Annotated in this window: 15 protein-coding genes; 10 read left to right on the top strand and 5 right to left on the bottom strand. The window is 59.2% G+C overall.

The window, feature by feature from the left end; translation table 11 throughout:
- The 3 genes from J6497_RS37125 to J6497_RS37135 all read left to right on the top strand — a co-directional run.
- Positions 1 to 1270 (top strand): thioesterase domain-containing protein (locus tag J6497_RS37125; RefSeq protein ID WP_225709147.1); only part of this gene is annotated, 1270 nt, incomplete at its 5' end.
- Between the two features lie 16 nt (positions 1271 to 1286).
- A complete protein-coding gene (locus J6497_RS37130) occupies positions 1287 to 2825 on the top strand; it encodes a hypothetical protein (protein ID WP_225709148.1) in 1539 nt (512 codons plus the stop codon).
- Positions 2826 to 2996: 171 nt separating this feature from the next.
- The gene (locus J6497_RS37135; protein WP_225709149.1) at positions 2997 to 3137 is read left to right on the top strand and encodes a hypothetical protein; all 141 of its coding nucleotides are present in this window, start codon (positions 2997 to 2999) and stop codon (positions 3135 to 3137) included.
- Positions 3138 to 3612: 475 nt separating this feature from the next.
- On the opposite strand, the gene J6497_RS41755 is transcribed toward J6497_RS37135, so the two are convergent.
- A complete protein-coding gene (locus tag J6497_RS41755) occupies positions 3613 to 4038 on the bottom strand; it encodes an SPASM domain-containing protein (protein WP_312010434.1) in 426 nt (141 codons plus the stop codon).
- Positions 4039 to 4266: 228 nt separating this feature from the next.
- On the opposite strand from J6497_RS41755, the gene J6497_RS37145 reads away from it, so the two are divergent.
- Positions 4267 to 5333 (top strand): IS630 family transposase gene (locus J6497_RS37145; protein WP_225709150.1). Its coding sequence is split into 2 segments (ribosomal slippage): positions 4267 to 4756 and positions 4756 to 5333, totalling 1068 coding nucleotides; the frame shifts between segments, so codons are not numbered across the junction.
- 286 nt (positions 5334 to 5619) lie between these two features.
- Here J6497_RS37145 and J6497_RS37150 read toward each other — a convergent pair.
- The gene (locus tag J6497_RS37150; protein ID WP_225709151.1) at positions 5620 to 6366 is read right to left on the bottom strand and encodes a hypothetical protein; all 747 of its coding nucleotides are present in this window, start codon (positions 6364 to 6366) and stop codon (positions 5620 to 5622) included.
- Between the two features lie 558 nt (positions 6367 to 6924).
- Here J6497_RS37150 and J6497_RS37155 point away from each other — a divergent pair.
- Both J6497_RS37155 and J6497_RS37160 read left to right on the top strand, forming a co-directional pair.
- Positions 6925 to 7158: a hypothetical protein gene (locus J6497_RS37155; RefSeq protein WP_225709152.1), complete on the top strand. Its 234-nt coding sequence runs from the start codon at positions 6925 to 6927 to the stop codon at positions 7156 to 7158.
- 188 nt (positions 7159 to 7346) lie between these two features.
- The gene (locus J6497_RS37160; protein ID WP_225709153.1) at positions 7347 to 7667 is read left to right on the top strand and encodes a hypothetical protein; all 321 of its coding nucleotides are present in this window, start codon (positions 7347 to 7349) and stop codon (positions 7665 to 7667) included.
- Positions 7668 to 7745: 78 nt separating this feature from the next.
- On the opposite strand, the gene J6497_RS37165 is transcribed toward J6497_RS37160, so the two are convergent.
- Complete coding sequence (locus J6497_RS37165) at positions 7746 to 8183, bottom strand: cupin domain-containing protein (RefSeq protein WP_312010436.1); 438 nt, start codon at positions 8181 to 8183, stop codon at positions 7746 to 7748.
- A 195-nt stretch (positions 8184 to 8378) separates the two neighbouring features.
- The gene (locus tag J6497_RS37170) at positions 8379 to 8546 is read right to left on the bottom strand and encodes a hypothetical protein (protein ID WP_225709169.1); all 168 of its coding nucleotides are present in this window, start codon (positions 8544 to 8546) and stop codon (positions 8379 to 8381) included.
- Positions 8547 to 8799: 253 nt separating this feature from the next.
- Here J6497_RS37170 and J6497_RS37175 point away from each other — a divergent pair, with 253 nt between their 5' ends.
- The 4 genes from J6497_RS37175 to J6497_RS37190 all read left to right on the top strand — a co-directional run bounded on the left by J6497_RS37175 (position 8800) and on the right by J6497_RS37190 (position 14600).
- Positions 8800 to 9861, top strand: coding sequence for a cytochrome-c peroxidase (locus tag J6497_RS37175; RefSeq protein WP_249793919.1), 1062 nt, complete (start codon positions 8800 to 8802; stop codon positions 9859 to 9861).
- Between the two features lie 245 nt (positions 9862 to 10106).
- Positions 10107 to 11549, top strand: a complete 1443-nt coding sequence (locus J6497_RS37180; RefSeq protein WP_225709155.1) for an IS1182 family transposase — start codon at positions 10107 to 10109, stop codon at positions 11547 to 11549.
- Positions 11550 to 11956: 407 nt separating this feature from the next.
- Positions 11957 to 13417: a sensor histidine kinase gene (locus J6497_RS37185; protein WP_225709156.1), complete on the top strand. Its 1461-nt coding sequence runs from the start codon at positions 11957 to 11959 to the stop codon at positions 13415 to 13417.
- 151 nt (positions 13418 to 13568) lie between these two features.
- Complete coding sequence (locus tag J6497_RS37190; RefSeq protein ID WP_225709157.1) at positions 13569 to 14600, top strand: IS110 family RNA-guided transposase; 1032 nt, start codon at positions 13569 to 13571, stop codon at positions 14598 to 14600.
- Positions 14601 to 15438: 838 nt separating this feature from the next.
- Here J6497_RS37190 and J6497_RS37195 read toward each other — a convergent pair.
- The gene (locus J6497_RS37195) at positions 15439 to 16089 is read right to left on the bottom strand and encodes an ATP-dependent DNA ligase (RefSeq protein ID WP_225709158.1); all 651 of its coding nucleotides are present in this window, start codon (positions 16087 to 16089) and stop codon (positions 15439 to 15441) included.
- Between the last annotated feature and the right edge of the window lie 47 nt (positions 16090 to 16136).

Genomic DNA, 16136 nt, shown 5'->3' on the forward strand with positions numbered 1-16136 from the left:
GGAGGATGGCGGCGAGCTTGCCGGCACCTTGCGCAGGCACGTGAGCGCGCGACTGCCGGAGCACATGGTGCCGTCCGCGTTTGTGCGCATCGAGGCGCTGCCGCTGACGCCGAACGGCAAGCTGGACCGCAACGCGTTGCCGGCGCCGCAGGATGAGGCGTATGCGCACCACGCCTATGAGGCGCCGCGGGGCGAGATCGAGACGGCGCTGGCCGAGATCTGGGCCGAGCTGCTCGGCGTGGCGCGGGTCGGGCGGCACGACAACTTCTTCGCGCTGGGCGGCCACTCGCTGTTGGCGATGCGGCTCTTAAGTCGAGCGCTAGATCTTGGGATGAAGTTTAGCGCCGTTGATCTCTTTCAAGCTCCTACTTTGAAGGTACTCGCAGCGAAGGTTGAGTTGGCATCGCACCGCCATACAGCTGGAGTGCTATCCATCCGTGTGACGGGATCGCAACCCCCGCTCTTCTTTGTTCCTACAGGTTTAGGGGACTGTTCCTACGTCCTTAGCTTAGTGAAGGAAATGGACGTAGACGCGCCGGTGTATGCACTGCCATGGCCGTCTTTCAATGAAGTTCATCCACCAACAATTGAAGCGATAGCGGCGCAAGTAATCTTAGCTATGAAAAAGATTCAGCCGCAGGGTCCATATCGCTTTGCCGGATATTCCTCAGGGGCAATCTTGGCTTACGCGATTGCCCAGCGCTTACTGAGCCTCGATGAAACTGTGTCATTCCTGGCTTTCATCGATGTCACGCTATTTGCAAATCCATCGAGCGTATCACCAACCCAATGGGTACTAGAAGCTGCATTAGAATCGCTCGAACCCTTAGATGATGAGCGGTTCGAAATGTTGGACGGCCTTGCCGGACAAAGCTCAGTTCGTGAGTGGCTCGAAAAGGCGCAGCAAATCGGGGCGATACCTTTGGATCGAGATCTCCAAGATGACTTTTTGACGTATGAAAGAATTGCCCAATTTCAAAGGGCGCTGCAGTTGTATCAAGCTCCAACCCTGCCAGTTGAAATACATCAATTCTATGCCACTGAGCCTCCCCTCAGTGATCGGCGCCGACCAGCCGAGAGCTCAATCGGTCCAGAGGCAAGTTCGCCTATGCGGGGTTGGGACCAAGTCTTGAGTGCGGCGGCGATTCATGCCGAACCAATTCGAGGCAACCATACGACGCTGATGAGCGCTCCAGAAAACCGCCGGGTTCTGGCGCGATCCTTATCGAGAGCCTTAAACAGCTCGCCGACCTTATTCCTGCAACAGTAAACGCTTGGACGTGGTCATGATGACACCCTTACTCCGTCCCGACTCTTACCTGCCGTCAACTCCCGAACTGCTGATCGCGGGAGGCGATGAGCGCATCGAGCTCGACCCGCGAGAAATGGCCAATAAATACGGGTGCCGACCGAGACCCGATAACCGACTAGTTGCATTTGGTTCTGCAACGGCATCCACGATCTCTGAAGCTGGATTTTCCGCCGCTGAGCAAGTCCGTGATAGGCTCTTGAAGACCCTGCAAAACGGAAACTCGACCGAAATCTATTTGGCGGAAGTCTGCAGAGTACGCCGCGAATTCATTGATCTCTGTGGCCTGAGACAAGTTTCCGGACTTGAGGTCATTGTGTCTCCGTCTGGAACGGACGCTCACATGCTCGCTGCGAAGCTGGTGGCTGCAAGCCCTCCGGCAAAGACGCTGGCCATTATGGTTCAATCGGCGGAGACCGGCAGTGGTGTCGCGCATGCCCTCGCTGGGACCATGCGTTCTCCGTATGTGGGTAATCTTCACGATTCTATCGATGTCAAAACGATAACGATTCGCACGGAAGACTGTAGCCTCCGATCAATTGCAACCATTAATGACGAACTCGAGGCAATGGTATCGACTGCTGTAAAGCAGTACGATCGCATTCTAATAGCGTTGACCGACGTTTCAAAAACCGGAGTGTTGTCTCCCAGTCCGAATCGGACGCTGGATCTAAAGCGTCGCTGGCCTCATATCATCGAAATTCTCGTCGATGCAGCCCAGTTCCGGCTGGCACCGAGCACGCTACGAAGTTACCTCACAGCGGATTGTCTGGTAGTCGTCACTGGATCAAAATTTGTGAGCGGTCCCGCATTTTCTGCGATGCTACTGGTGCCCGAGGCTGCGGCATGTCGGTTGATGAAACAACCGATGAAGCCCGAGCTTAATGTCAATAGTGCGCGCGCAGAGTGGCCGCAACATTGGAATGGGGTCCACTCGCTTTGCAATGTAACTAACTTTGGGCTGCTTCTACGGTGGGAGGCGGCGCTTGCGGAGTTGCGCGCCTTCTGCGCTATTCCAGAGGAAAATGTCGGAAAGGTCGTGCAGTCTTTTCGTAATGCGATTGTCTCCTGGCTCAACGACGCCCGTCAATTTGAGCTCCTAGAACAGCCGACCTTGCATCGCCTTCCGTCGGAGACGCGCGAATCATGGGATCAGATTCCGACAATCTTTCCCTTCCTTCCGTTGCGGATCGATCAGGGAGGAAGACGAAAGCCGCTCCCTGTGGAAGAAGTCAAAATAATTTACAATCAGATAAGGGGGGATCTAATCACGAGACCGGGTCTGCCGAAGCGCTACGAGGGAATATCGTCAGTACGTTGCGAATTGGGACAACCGGTTCTCTGCGGCGAGCTGGAAGGAACGCCGGTTGCCGCCTTGCGCCTGTGCCTTAGCGCGAGATTAATCGTTGAGGCCATCAAGGCGGGAGATCGAGGTATCAACTACCTGATCGAACGAGGGCTCACAGTGTTGGAAAAAGTGGCTTTCCTGGCCAGAAACACGTCCACCGGCTCATGACAGAAAAATCTGTGTAGATGCTCGTGACTTGGCGCAATTCGCCGAAGATCCATTCGAAGCGGAAAAGAAGCAGTATATGCATGCTTGCGCGCGGCGCATTTCAGCTGTGGCGCTAGTTCTCACACATTCGGCGCGGCACAGCCAAAGACCCTGGCCGATGACGCACATCCGATGGTCGTTACGCTCGACTCGTTCTTCATGATGAGCCCGCAGCCGAGCGCAAGCATTCTGGACAAGGCAACGCGCTTGGCGGACGAGGAGGGCGATATAACGTCGGAAGATCGCCGCTACATCATCTATTGCCCGATCTAGGCGCTTGAGGAGGTCCTGCAATGCGGCCACAGGGATACGCTGCTCGCGGCCCTTAAGGCGGCTGGCGAAGAGAAATACAAAGGCTGGATGTTCCGCGAGGTGTTTAGAGCGATTACCAAAGATATGGACTTAGGGCCACCGCAGATGTTTCCATTCGACCTCGATCCCGTCTCGATATCCCAGCGAATGTCCACGACCCGGGATCTCGCGACAAGTATCGCGCGGTTCTTCTGACTTTCCGGAACTGTCGCCTAATCGAATGCGCGAAAGATTTCTGGACACTGCCACTTTGCAGCTTCAGGCTTCCCCGGCTCCCTTGCGCGGCGTAGTTTCGAGCTGCGCCGAAGCCTTTCGTGATTTGTAGCCCTGTTCCTGGCTAGACGCTGAGCGTCAGTCGTTGCTTCACCAAGCCGCCGTAGCGCAAAACCGGACGAGGATATCCTCCGCGAGGCCGAGCTAACGGCGCTCGCCGTTGTCATGACCACTGATCCTGCAATTTTGGTGTGGCCCGTTCACACATCCTACAAAGCAGAGAGCCACTCGCTCCGTTCATTCGATCGACGATCTGGCGAAAACCTGGCCCTTCGAAGAGATCTTCGTACTCGTCGCGCAGAAGGTTCCCCAGAACGTGGCGTCTCTCGAAATCCATACAGCAGAGTGTCACGTCGCCGTTTGGCAGAAGGACATTGCGATACTGTCGTTTCTCAGTGCATGCCAGAGCTCCTGAGATCGGCAATGGTGGTTTAGCAATCTCAGGAACAACGCTTCCAGCCCTGCTAATCAATGATCGCGTGCGAATGAGCGCCTCGGCGGGGATTATAGCGGCGAGATCGGAATGGACATCACCCAAGGCTAGGAACTGAATCGACGGAATGTCGGCGTTAACCAGTTGACGGACCAACTTGAGCTAGGACTTCCTCACAAAGCGGCTATTCATGTATTCGCCGCTATCGAAAACATGGACAACAAACGCTCTAAAACGCAGTGCTTGTAAGCGTCGTAGGTCACGCTCGTCCATTCCAATGAGTGTCGTATAATACCAACGGCCACGGCGATTGACTCGATTTGGGATTCCCAAATCAGAGAAAGTCTGACTCGATGCTGTTCTCCTGCGAGAGGAGTGGCATCGATGGGGGCAGTGGTAACAATCACACGGCTTGATATGACGGCATCGGAGCTTCGTGCAGCGACGAAGCGGGCAAAGGACGGTTCGGCAGCGCGGCGGATGCTATCGCTTGCGATGGTGTTCGACGGAGCGGATCGCAAGACGGCGGCCGAGACCTGCGGCATGGATCGGCAGACCTTGCGAGACTGGGTGCATCGCTACAATGCCGAGGGCCTGAGCGGCCTGTACGATCGCCAGCTGCCGGGGCCGGCGCCGAAACTCTCGGCCGAACAGCTGGCCGAACTGGCTGGTCTGGTCGCGGCAGGTCCCGATCCGGCCCGTCACGGGGTGGTGCGCTGGCGGCGCGTGGATTTGCGCGACGAGCTGGAACGGCGCTTTGGCGTCGCGTTGCACGAACGCTCGGTCGGCAAGCTGTTGGCCAAGCTCGGCTACCGCCGGCTCTCGGTGCGTTCGCGCCATCCGCAGACGGATGAAGAAGCCCAGGCGGCGTTTAAAAAAACTTCGCTGCGACGGTTGCGGCAAAACTCCCCAACCACGCCAAAGACAAACCCATCGAAATCTGGTTCCAGGACGAGGCGCGCATCGGCCAGCAAGGTACGCTGACCCGGGTCTGGGCCAAGCGCGGAACGCGGCCGCGCGCACCACGCGATCAGCGCTACGAATGGGCCTACATCTTCTGCGCCGTCTGTCCACAACGCCGCGCTACCGCAGCCCTCGTCGTCCCAACGGCCAACACCGAGGTCATGTCATTGCATCTTGCCGAGATCGGCCGCCAGGTCGCACCAGGCAGTCACGCCGCGCTCGTCTTCGATGGCGCCGGCTATCATGTCGCCAAAGATCTCGCCGTCCCGGACAACATCACGCTCGTCCATTTGCCGCCCTATGCGCCTGAACTCAACCCGGTCGAAAACATCTGGGAGTATCTGCGTGGCAACAAACTCGCCATTACCGTCTTCGACAGCTACGACGACATCCTCGACAGCGCCTGCAGCGCTTGGACCTTCTTCGCAGATGATCCAGACCGTATCGCCTCCATCACTAGCCGATCATGGGCCGCGGTCAGCCCCTAAGGCCGTTGGTATAAATCCGGATGCCATGGCCATCCACGTAAGCGTGCTCGACCATTTCGGTGCACTCCCGATTGGGCCAGGGTTCGGAATAGCCGGAAAACGCCAAGCGAGCTTTAGACTTCCGCCGGCCTCCGACAGGATGCCGGGACTCTTTGGTGCCACAAAACCGCTCTGGTAAACCCGAACGGTTCAATCGGATGAGCAACTCTCCACCGAGAGCACCCTTGGCAGAAAAACCTCCAGCCACAGCGCACGACCGGAGGTCTGCGGGCGCAGGAGGTGGGCTTCAGTCGCGTTCGCCGCTGCCGCCAGTTGCCGAATCGTCAACAGTTGCTTTGGATGGGGCGGTGCCTGTGGTGCCGGTCGCACCCTTAGTGCTCTTGGTTGACTTCATGCCCGCTTTTCCGCCCACAGCGCCGGGGTGCGTGGTCAAAACCTCGTCATCGCTCATGGTGCCCTGTGTTTTTTTGCCTTGCAAGCCGCTGCGGAGCTTGGTGGTGTCAGCAGAGAGTCCTTGCGCGAGGACGGGGCCGACAAGCAAAGCCGAAAGGGCGCACGCGATCGCAGAGGTTTTCACTAATCTCATCCAAATCTCCTGAATCTCATCCAAATCTCCTGGATTGGTTCGCGATGAAACGATTCGGTGATTTCCGCGCCGTTCGCTTGCACCGGACCGTCGCATCGCATTAATCGGTGCGAACGGCGCGCGCGTCATCAATTCGCTTCGTGTGGTCATCGTATAGGAATTTCGGGGCGATTTCGCGGAATTGCCCACCTCATGTGCGGCAGCATGGAATGCGTATGTTAATGTGCTCGGCGTTTGGCGAACGTGGCGGCGCTTTATCGAGCCCTTGTCCGGCAGCTCGATTGCGATGGTGTGCTCACGGTTCGACAGCACGAGGCGACCGATCGCCATCTCCATCTTGGGCATGATCTTGCGGATTGCCGCGAAGGCGTCATAGCCCGGCCTTGCCGTCGAGCGGAGATAGTACGGCCGGACAGGTAGCAGATCGATATCCGAAAATGTGGGCAACGTCGTCGATCTCGATGGTCGGCCGTGCAGCGGGGGCAAGCGATTTCCGACGTCACAAACTCATAGGTGAGGTTTTGAGCGGTCTGCCCACTTGTCGGGCGCGTGCTCGCACGATTTGAGTCAACGAGAGCCACGCCAAAATGGGATTGCAGATCCGTCACGTCTCTGCTGCAGAACTGTTCAAGAGGACGCCATGACGCTGCGCTGAATGATCAGCGACAAGGACCGGCCATACGAGGCGGGTTGCAGAGAGATCAACCTAAGCATTGAGACCCTCCCCGCATTCGCCTGAGAATGTTGCTGCCCGCGCCAGACTTCCGGATGCCGTCAGATTGACGATCCCTTCCTCATCCGCTCTAACTGCGCACAGCGTCAGCTCCTCGGCAGCTTGATTGAATATCTTCGCAGCAGGGCCTTTGGGGGCGCAACGCCTTGGGGGCGCACAGGGTGCGGAAACGTACGACCGAAGCGATAGGCGAATCACCATGTATAATCATCGGCGGGGTTCTGTCCCTCTTCAAGGTGGTGCTTGGGCCCCTTTTCACGTGGCTGAACGGCATGGTTGATGCCGACAAGCAAATCCAAATCACGACGACTCAAACCGTCGGATCGGTCGCGAATACCGCGCTCGGCGGCCTTCAAAATGCGGACAACCAGAACGCCGCAATCCGGATGAAGGAAGGGACGTGGGGGCCCACTATCATCATGATGTCGATTATCCTGGCTCCGTTCGTCTGGCATGAGTGGCAGGTGGTGCTCGATAGCTGCCGATGGCTGCCCGGCCTGAATTGAGATTGGTACATCCCGCTTCCTGAATTGGTGAGCCACAAGCCGGGCTCCTGGGGCGTCCCTTCGATCGGCAAGCCGGGCCTTGATGGTCAATCGGCGTGGGACCGAACCGAACAATCAATCTTCACCTCGTTTTTCATCGGTGCGTCTACGGCGGTTGCCGCGGTCGCCGCAATTCGGGCGATCAAGAAATGATTGCGACCAGCTCTGTGGTGATCGATTACACCATATCCGTCGGAAACATCATCGAAATCATCTCCATCATCGGAGGCGGTCTCGGGGTATTTCTGACGCTCAAAAACAACGTCGCCAATCTGAAGGATGACGTTGCGGTGATGCAAAAGGAAGTCAAGAAATTCGGGGAAGTTCTGATCGGAATGGCGCGCTTCGACGAACGCTTTTCGAATCTCGACAAGCGGGTCACAGTTCACGATCGCAAGATTGATGAAATCCAGCACGGTGACGGGTTTGTGCGCAATCCACGTACCAGATTGGACGGTGAGTATCCCTAATGGAGGCGTTGAGGGGACCCGGTGCGGCGACCGGCCGGTAGGGCCGGTTGCGGTGCGTTAAGACCAGACTACGGTGACCTACAGAGGATATTCCGGCATTTTCTTACGGATTTCATCTGGAGTCAGGAATCGTAGGCCAAATCGATCCAATAAGATCGTCTCCGTCATGTCCGCGTTGGCATAGTTGGCATAAGCGACGATATTTTCATCGGCCGGCACTTCCATGCGCTCTGCCGGGGCACTCATCTTATTGATGGCTTCAAACAAGCCGCCGGGAGTGATTAAAGCGATCGAATGAAGCTCATCGGACCCAATCCGGAATGCATGGGGCACTCCGAGCGGAAGAAACATGGTGTCTCCGGTCGTGAGGCTAAAGGTTCTGTCCCCGACATACACCGTCACCTCGCCCGACAAGATGTAGAAATATTCATGCTCTCGCGCATGAACGTGGGGCGGCGGCTCGTCGCCACGCCTCATCCTGACGATAACGAAGTCAAGCGCTCCATTATTAATTATCTTCGGTCCCGGCCATCAGGCTATTAAGGACGCCCTTGTACCACGTCGAATTGCTCAGATCGGGCGCTCGCTTGTAGGCTTGCAGCGTGCTCACAGTATATCCCCGGTGCGTTGCTGTTGTTGATGCGATTGCATCGCCGGCACGGTTCGCAGCTTAATGTTTCAGCTTTGTTTCACCGAAACAGCTCCCAATTGTTACAGGTTGTTGTCGGCTGAACGTTGGCTTAAATCAAAAGCCCAATTGGCGTGCGCCTGAGCCTCGGGGAAGACAATGAAGCGACGCGAGTTCATCAAACTAATTACAAGCTCGGCTGCCACTTGGCCGCTCGCTGCGCGTGCACAGCAGCCTGCGATGCCGGTCATTGGATATCGGATGCGCGCCACATGCCTCGCGGTATTATTGCTCCTATCGTATATTTTCGCGGTAGTTGCTGCGCGGGCCGTTGAGGAAGACACCGGCGTCGGTCCACCGCCCGCGCTCGCGCCGGGACAGGCACCGCACCTGCCCAAGCCAGGCCCGCTAGCCGAGTCGCCCACATCAAATCAGGTCGGATTCCCCCAGGTCTTGACCCAGTATGTGATCTCGCCGGCGACCCTCAGACCTGCCAGAGTCGCATTGGGTCAGAAGCTGTTCTTCGAGCCTCGGCTTTCAGGAGACGGCACCGTCGCCTGCGCCACCTGCCACGATCCGGCTCGCGCCTTCACCGACGGCAGACCGGCGTCAGTCGGCATCCATGGCCGCGTCGGCCAGCGCAACGCCCCCACCGCGTTGAATGCGCTCTACAATAAGACGCAGTTCTGGGACGGCCGAGTCAATACGCTGGAGCAGCAGGCGGCACTGCCGATCACCAATCCGTTCGAGATGGGCGCCGCCAGCGTCAGCGACGCGGTGGCCAGGATCGCCGGCGATAAGGACTATCAGAGACAGTTCATGGAGGCCTTCGACCGGGCCGTCAACGAGCAGGATATGCTGAGCGCCATTGCCCAGTACGAACAGACGCTGGCATCTTTCGATTCGCCCTTCGACCATTTCATCGCCGGAGACGCCAACGCCATCAGCGACCAAGCCAAACGCGGTTGGGAACTGTTCAACGCCAAGGCCCGCTGCCACCTGTGCCATGCTCTGGCAGACAACCAGCGCGATGCCACCCTGTTCAGGGATAACGACTTCCACAACATTGGCATCGGAATCATCCGGCATAACGTCGTCCCCTTGGCGCAGAAGGCCGAACGCGAGCTGGCGCAAGGACAACTGGCGGCCATCGATACCGCGGCGATCACGAGCGATCTGTCGGCCCTCGGGCGCTTCCTCGTTACGAGAGAGCAGAAGGATATCGCCTCTTTCAAGACGCCGGGGCTGCGAAATGTGCTCGTGACCGGGCCTTACTTCCACGACGGGTCGATGCAAACGTTGTGGGATGCCATGGATCATTACAACAAGGGTGATGGACTCAATGACCCTTGGCTCGACAAGGACATGCAGCCGCTGGCGCTGACGGAGCCGGAGATCGATGACTTGGTGGCGTTTCTTGCCTCGCTGACAAGCCCGCAATACAGGGTAATCGGTGACCAGGAGTATGCGCGGCAACTCGCTCTGTCCAAAGTGAGCCGCCCTCAGCGGGATACGGCGCGGGCTTTCGGCCCGAAGCCAAAGCAGCCAGAGCCGCCTCCGTTCTAATCGTTATCCGCTTAGATTGCCGTAACTCTTGCCATCTGAGCCGGGCCACGGTGCAAAGAGTCCGCTCGTGTGCCCATCGCGACAATCGCACCGCCACACGACCTCGGTCGCTTACGGGCCAAAGCAGAAATCGACAGGCCACCATCTATCTCAGTGGACGACGCTCGTGACCCTGGTTGTGTGAAAACGCTGCGCTTAACGTGATTCGCGCGATATGATTCCCGCACGATTTGTGGGGGGATCGGATGAAGCGCTTCATTGAGGGTGCGGATCGAGGGCAGAGCACTTTGTTTCCTGAATGCGTGGAAGACTGGATCGGCGAGGACAATCCAGTTCGCGTCATCGACGTCTTTGTCGACGAACTCGATCTGGCCGAGCTTGGATTCGGCGGCGTTGATCCGGAGGCAACCGGCCGGCCTTCGTATCATCCGTCGGTACTGCTGAAGCTCTACATCTACGGCTACCTCAACTGGGTTCAGTCGAGCAGTCGGCTCGAGCGTGAGGCCGGACGCAACGTTGAGGTAATGTGGCTCACCGGCCGCCTTGTTCCCGATCACAAGACGATTGCGGATTTCCGCAAGGACAACGGCCGTGCCATCCGGCAGGTCTGTGCTCGGTTCGTTGCGCTCTGCCGCGCCATGGGCCTGTTCGCGGAGGAAGCCAGCGTTGCGATCGATGGCAGCAAGTTCAAGGCGGTGAACAACCGAGACAAGAACTTCACGCGCGCCAAGATGGAGCGGCGCCTGGCGCAGATTGAGGAGAGCGTCGCTCGCTATCTGCACCAACTCGACAGCGCGGATCGGCAGGAGCCGTCGCTGGCGCGCACAACCAAGACGACCCGGCTGACGGAGAAGATTGCGAAGCTGAAGGAGGAAATGCAACGCCTTCATGCACTGGAGGCGCGGATGATCGCCACACCGGACCAGCAGATATCGCTGACCGATCCTGATTCCCGTTCGATGGCGACGAGCGGCCGGGGCTCTGGCGTCGTAGGCTACAACGTCCAGGTCGCCGTGGACACCAAGCATCATCTGATCGTCACGCATGAGGTGACCAACGTCGGCACCGACCGGTCGCAGCTCGCCAACGTGGCCAAGGAGACGAAAGCGACGCTGGAAGCCACGAGCCTCGATGTCGTCGCCGATCGCGGCTACTTCAGCAGCGAGCAAATCCTGGCATGCGAGGAAGCTGGCATCACGGTCACGCTGCCAAAGCCGATGACCTCGAACTCAAAGACGGAAGGGCGCTTCGGCAAGCAGGACTTCCGCTACGCCGCTGAGGAGGACGTTTACATTTGTCCGGCGGGAGAGCGGCTCGCCTACTCCTTCACGACCGAAGAAAACGGATTGGTCCTGCGCCGCTACTCGACCAACGCCTGCCAGCGCTGCGCGATCAAGCAGAGCTGCACCACCGGCAAGGAGCGGAGAATCACCCGATGGGAGCATGAACACCTTCTCGAATCCGTTCAGCGGCGACTCGACGAGCATCCGGAGAAGATGCGCCAGCGGCGCGAGACGGTCGAACATCCCTTCGGCACCATCAAGGCCCGGATGGGAGCAACCCACTTCTTGATGACGACGCTGCCACGGGTTGCCGCCGAGATGGCACTTCATGTGCTGGCTTACAATCTCACGCGCGTCATGAACATCATGGGTATCCAACCGCTCATGGCGGCGATGAGGGCATAGTCATCGCAGACATGCGTTCGTCTGCCCGTGAAGAACCGCCCAAGACCGCTCATATCCGCATCAGGAGCGCTTCCATGTCGAAAAAGCCGCCAAACTCGGCAAAATGACTGCGCCTCACCACGTCGCCAAGCTCGTGACGCGTCTAGGCTTCCGCTAAGACGTTTTTACACAACCAAGACCCAATGCAGACATTACTAGCGCCACTGGAGGGCCCGTTGAGTTCATAACCTGGCTGACCGGTGACGTTTACGAGAAAGGGGAACGACCGATACGAATCCGTCACCTTGGATTCCGCCGTTCATTACGAAGTTCTAAGGAACCGGCCTCTTCTGGCCGGCTCCTGTGCCTGTTAAGCTGGCCGATATTGAACCAGAACCGGCCATTTCAAGGCTCAGGTGACTTGATCCGTGACGGCATTCGGTAAGCTGATCCGAACCACAGCGTTCCGGCTGACGCTGGTCTATCTGTTCCTGTTCGCGCTGTTCGCGGCGTCGCTGCTTGGCTATTTCGCCTTGAACACGCGTCGGATGATCACCGAGCAGATCACCACGACCGTCAGCGCCGAGGTCAGCGAAATCACCGGCATCTATGACCGTCGCGGACTGCGCGGCCTGTTCTCCAAAATCGAGAGGCGTGCGCTGCGGCCCGGCGCCAATCTCTATCTCGTCACCACGCCGACGGGTCGGGCGATCGTCGGAAATATCGACTCGCTCGCGCCGGGCGTGATGGGTACGACGGGCTGGTCCGAGACCGCCTACCGGCGGCTGGATGAGGAGGACAATGCCTATCACCGCGCGCTGGTGAACGTGACCCAGCTCTCGGGCGGCTTGCGCCTTCTGATCGGGCGCGATCTGGAGGAGCGGCGACGGCTGTTCGGCATCGTCGCCAAGGCGGCGCAATGGTCGATTCTGGTCGTGGTAGTGCTCGGCATTGGCGGCGGCATCTTTGTCGCGCGGCGGGTGCTGCAGCGCATCGATGCCATGACCGGCACCGCCCAGCGCATCATGGCGGGCGATCTCTCCGACCGCTTGCCGGTGGGGCGCAGCGGCGACGAACTCGACCGGCTGGCGTCCAACCTCAATGCGATGCTCGAGCGCATCGAAGCGCTGATGATGGGGTTGAAGGAAGTCTCCGACAACATCGCGCATGATTTGAAGACGCCGTTGACGCGCCTGCGCAACCGCGCCGAGGAAGCGCTGGCGAAATCCGGCTGCGAGGCCGACTACCGTGCCGCGCTGGAGCGTACCATCGAGGAGTCGGACGGGTTGATCCGCACTTTCAACGCGCTGCTCATGATCGCGCGGGCCGAATCCGGGCAGGCGCGCGGCAACATGGATGATTTCGATGCGGCCGATGTTGCCGAAGGCATCCACGAGCTCTACGAGCCGCTCGCCGAGGACGACGGCATGAGCCTGCATGTGAAGACCGCATGCAGCCCGCTCTACGGCAACCGCGAATTGATAAGCCAGGCGCTCGCCAACCTCGTCGAGAACGCGATCAAATATGGCAAGCCGGTGGTGCGGCCGATCGACCCGGAGGCGGTCGCTGCGACCAAGCAAATCCTGATCGAGGCGCGGCGCGAGGGCGACGCCGTGCTGCTCAGCGTCACCGACCACGGTCCCGGCATACCCCAGGCCGACCGCAAGCATGCGGTGGAGCGATTCGTCCGGCTTGAGGCAAGCCGCACGCTGCCGGGTTCTGGTCTCGGGCTGAGCCTCGCCTCGGCGGTCGCGACGCTGCACGGCGGCGAGCTCAGGCTCGGCGACGCTCATCCCGGCTTGGTCGCGACGCTGGTGATCCCGGCCCGGGCCGGTGCGGCCGACAGGCTTGCGGCCCAAACACAGGGTGTGCCACAGAAGGCCGCATGATTGCTTCCGCGCCGGGGCGCCGCGGGACATCGTCTGGCCGCGACTGGGCGTGACACGTCAGCTGTTGATGCTGTGGACGGCTCCTCCACCGGCGCGAGAGCGCCAAGGATGGGCGCCATTTTGAGGCTCCCACGATTCGGAGGAGCAACCTATGCAGTCAATTTCGACAATCGGTCTGGATATTGCGAAGTCGGTCTTCCAAGTACACGGCGTTGATGCAGCCGGCCAAGTGGTTATCCGCCGTCAATTGAAGCGCCGCCACGTCCTGGCGTTTTTTCAGAAGCTGCCGCCATGTCTTGTGGGGATCGAGGCTTGCGCATCATCGCACCATTGGTCCCGCGAGTTGCAGGCGTTAGGGCATACGGTGCGATTGATGCCTCCGGCCTATGTGAAGCCTTACGTCAAGCGGCAGAAGAATGACAGCACCGACGCGGAGGCAATTTGCGAGGCGGTCACGAGACCCAACATGCGGTTCGTGCCAAGCAAGACGGTCGAGCAACAGGGCTGTCTGATGCTTCATCGAGCGCGCCATCTCTTCATTCGCCAGCAGACTGCCGTGATCAATTCAATCCGCGCCTATCTTGCCGAGTTCGGGATTGTCGCCCCTGTCGGGCGCAGGGGTGTCGAGCAACTGCTGGAAATCGTAGCCGATAAAACCGACTACCGGCTCCCCGAGGGGGCCCGTGCGTGTCTTGCTGCTCTCGGCAGTCAATTGCGCGCATTGAAGGCCCAAATCCTGGAGTTCGACCGACGCATCATCGCCTGGCATCGATCAAGCGCGACGAGCAAACGGCTGGACGCGATCCCCGGCGTCGGGCCGGCGCTGGCCACAGCGCTGGTCGCCAGCATTGCAGATCCTAAGGCTTTCCGATCGGGACGAGACTTCTCGGCCTGGGTTGGGCTCGTGCCGAAGCAGAACTCGAGCGGGGGCAAGGACAAGCTGGGCAGTATCAGCAAACAAGGCGATCGCTATTTGCGCAGCTTGTTCACGGCTGGCGCGCTCGCCGTGATCCGCTATGCCAAGATCCATGGTACCGATCATCGGCCCTGGCTCACTCGATTGTTGGCCCGGCGACCCACTAAGGTCGCTGCCATTGCGCTCGCCAACAAACTCGCCCGGATGGCCTGGGCGATGACGGCCAGGAACGAACGTTACCATGAACCCGCCGCTCTCGCGGCGTAACGAGACGAGATCACACCGGACATCCGGTGTGACGTAACGGTTGGGAGGGCGAACAGCACCTAATGCAGCGCCGGTCGATCCGGCGATCAGGACAACCCACATGGGCCATGGCATCTTCGAATGCGTGCTTTTGATCGGGACCTGATCCGCGGAGGGCATTATGGCCAGCGGTCATGTGAACCGCGCAAACAGGCCGAACACATGGCCGCTCCGACCAACGCCGCAAAGTGAAGATTCTCCTTGCCAACCCGGAGCCGTCCACACATGGCCCATCGCGTCGATATTGGCTTGTCTGCTTTTGCGCTGCTCTTGGGGGCTGAGCTGACATGATCAATTTATGAGGTAACACGGCCTAGATAGTCGCGGCGGCGGCAAAAGCGTGGATTGCTGTGGTTCACTGAAAAGGAGTGTGCTGGCGGCGATGTGTGGGCGTGCCGGTGAAGTAGTTTAATTCCAGTCCTCGCCGCGCTGCATGGCCGGATGGTCGGGGTTTTTCGCCTCGACCCAGTGCGGCGACCGGCCGGCGCGATAAGGCCGCTCTCAGTGCTTCGACACCATTCAACCTTGATGCATTGGGATGGCGAGGGAGAACCGGCGCTCCCTACATGTCTCGTATGTCCAGCCAAATCAGGCCAATAACGATGCATACGATCGGCCACGGGTGGCGGTTCGCGAAGTCGGCGAGGGCTCTACCAATCGCGACTACCCCCACCAAAAAGCACGAGAGGTAAGCCAGCCAAGGCCAGTACCTGTGCTTGGTCTCGGCCTTCGGCTCCAGCACCTTTAGCGCTGTCGATTTGACTATGCTGTTGTTCATCCCTCGTGCCCCAGACTGTCTTCATGAGAACGAATCCTTCACACGCTCGAAGCTCGGGTGCGTCCGATTCTTCACCTTGATCCAGTGGTCACAACGACCAGCGCGGTAAGGCCGCTCCTTTTGCTTGGAAACCAGGCCCTCCAGCCCAATTTCGCAGGCCGCCCGGAACAGGTCCGGGCCGATCTCTCCCTCCTCGAAGGGTGCCGCGTGAATGCCGTCCACACGCCTCGCCAGTAGCTGCGCAAGGCTCGCCTTCTGCATGCTCAGCGGCGGCTTGCGGATGTCCTCGCCGTCGGCGACTAGAATATCGAAGGCGTAGAACTGGACCTCGTCGTCATGTTGCCGGCTGTGCAGTCCGTCGAAATCGGATCGGCCATCCACGCCCAGCAGGACCGCTTCCCCATCGATCACAAACGAACTTTGACGGTTGCGGAGAGCGGCCTCCTGGATCAGCGGAAATCGCTTGCTCCAGTCGTACCCGTTCTTCGTCCATAGCCGCACGATCTTGCCCTCGCGCTGAACGATCAGGCGATACCCGTCGTGCTTGATCTCGTGAATCCATCTGGCACCGGTAGGCACCCGCTCGATCGCGGTCGGTAACGCCGGCTCGATGAAGCCCGGATAGGGGACCTTGGTGCCGAACTCGGCCGGCTTTCGACGCTGGACCGACATGGGAACTCCACGCCACACACAGAGGATTCGAGCTGCTGGAGGGGAAT

Source organism: Bradyrhizobium cenepequi, from assembly GCF_020329485.1.
GTDB lineage: Bacteria > Pseudomonadota > Alphaproteobacteria > Rhizobiales > Xanthobacteraceae > Bradyrhizobium > Bradyrhizobium cenepequi.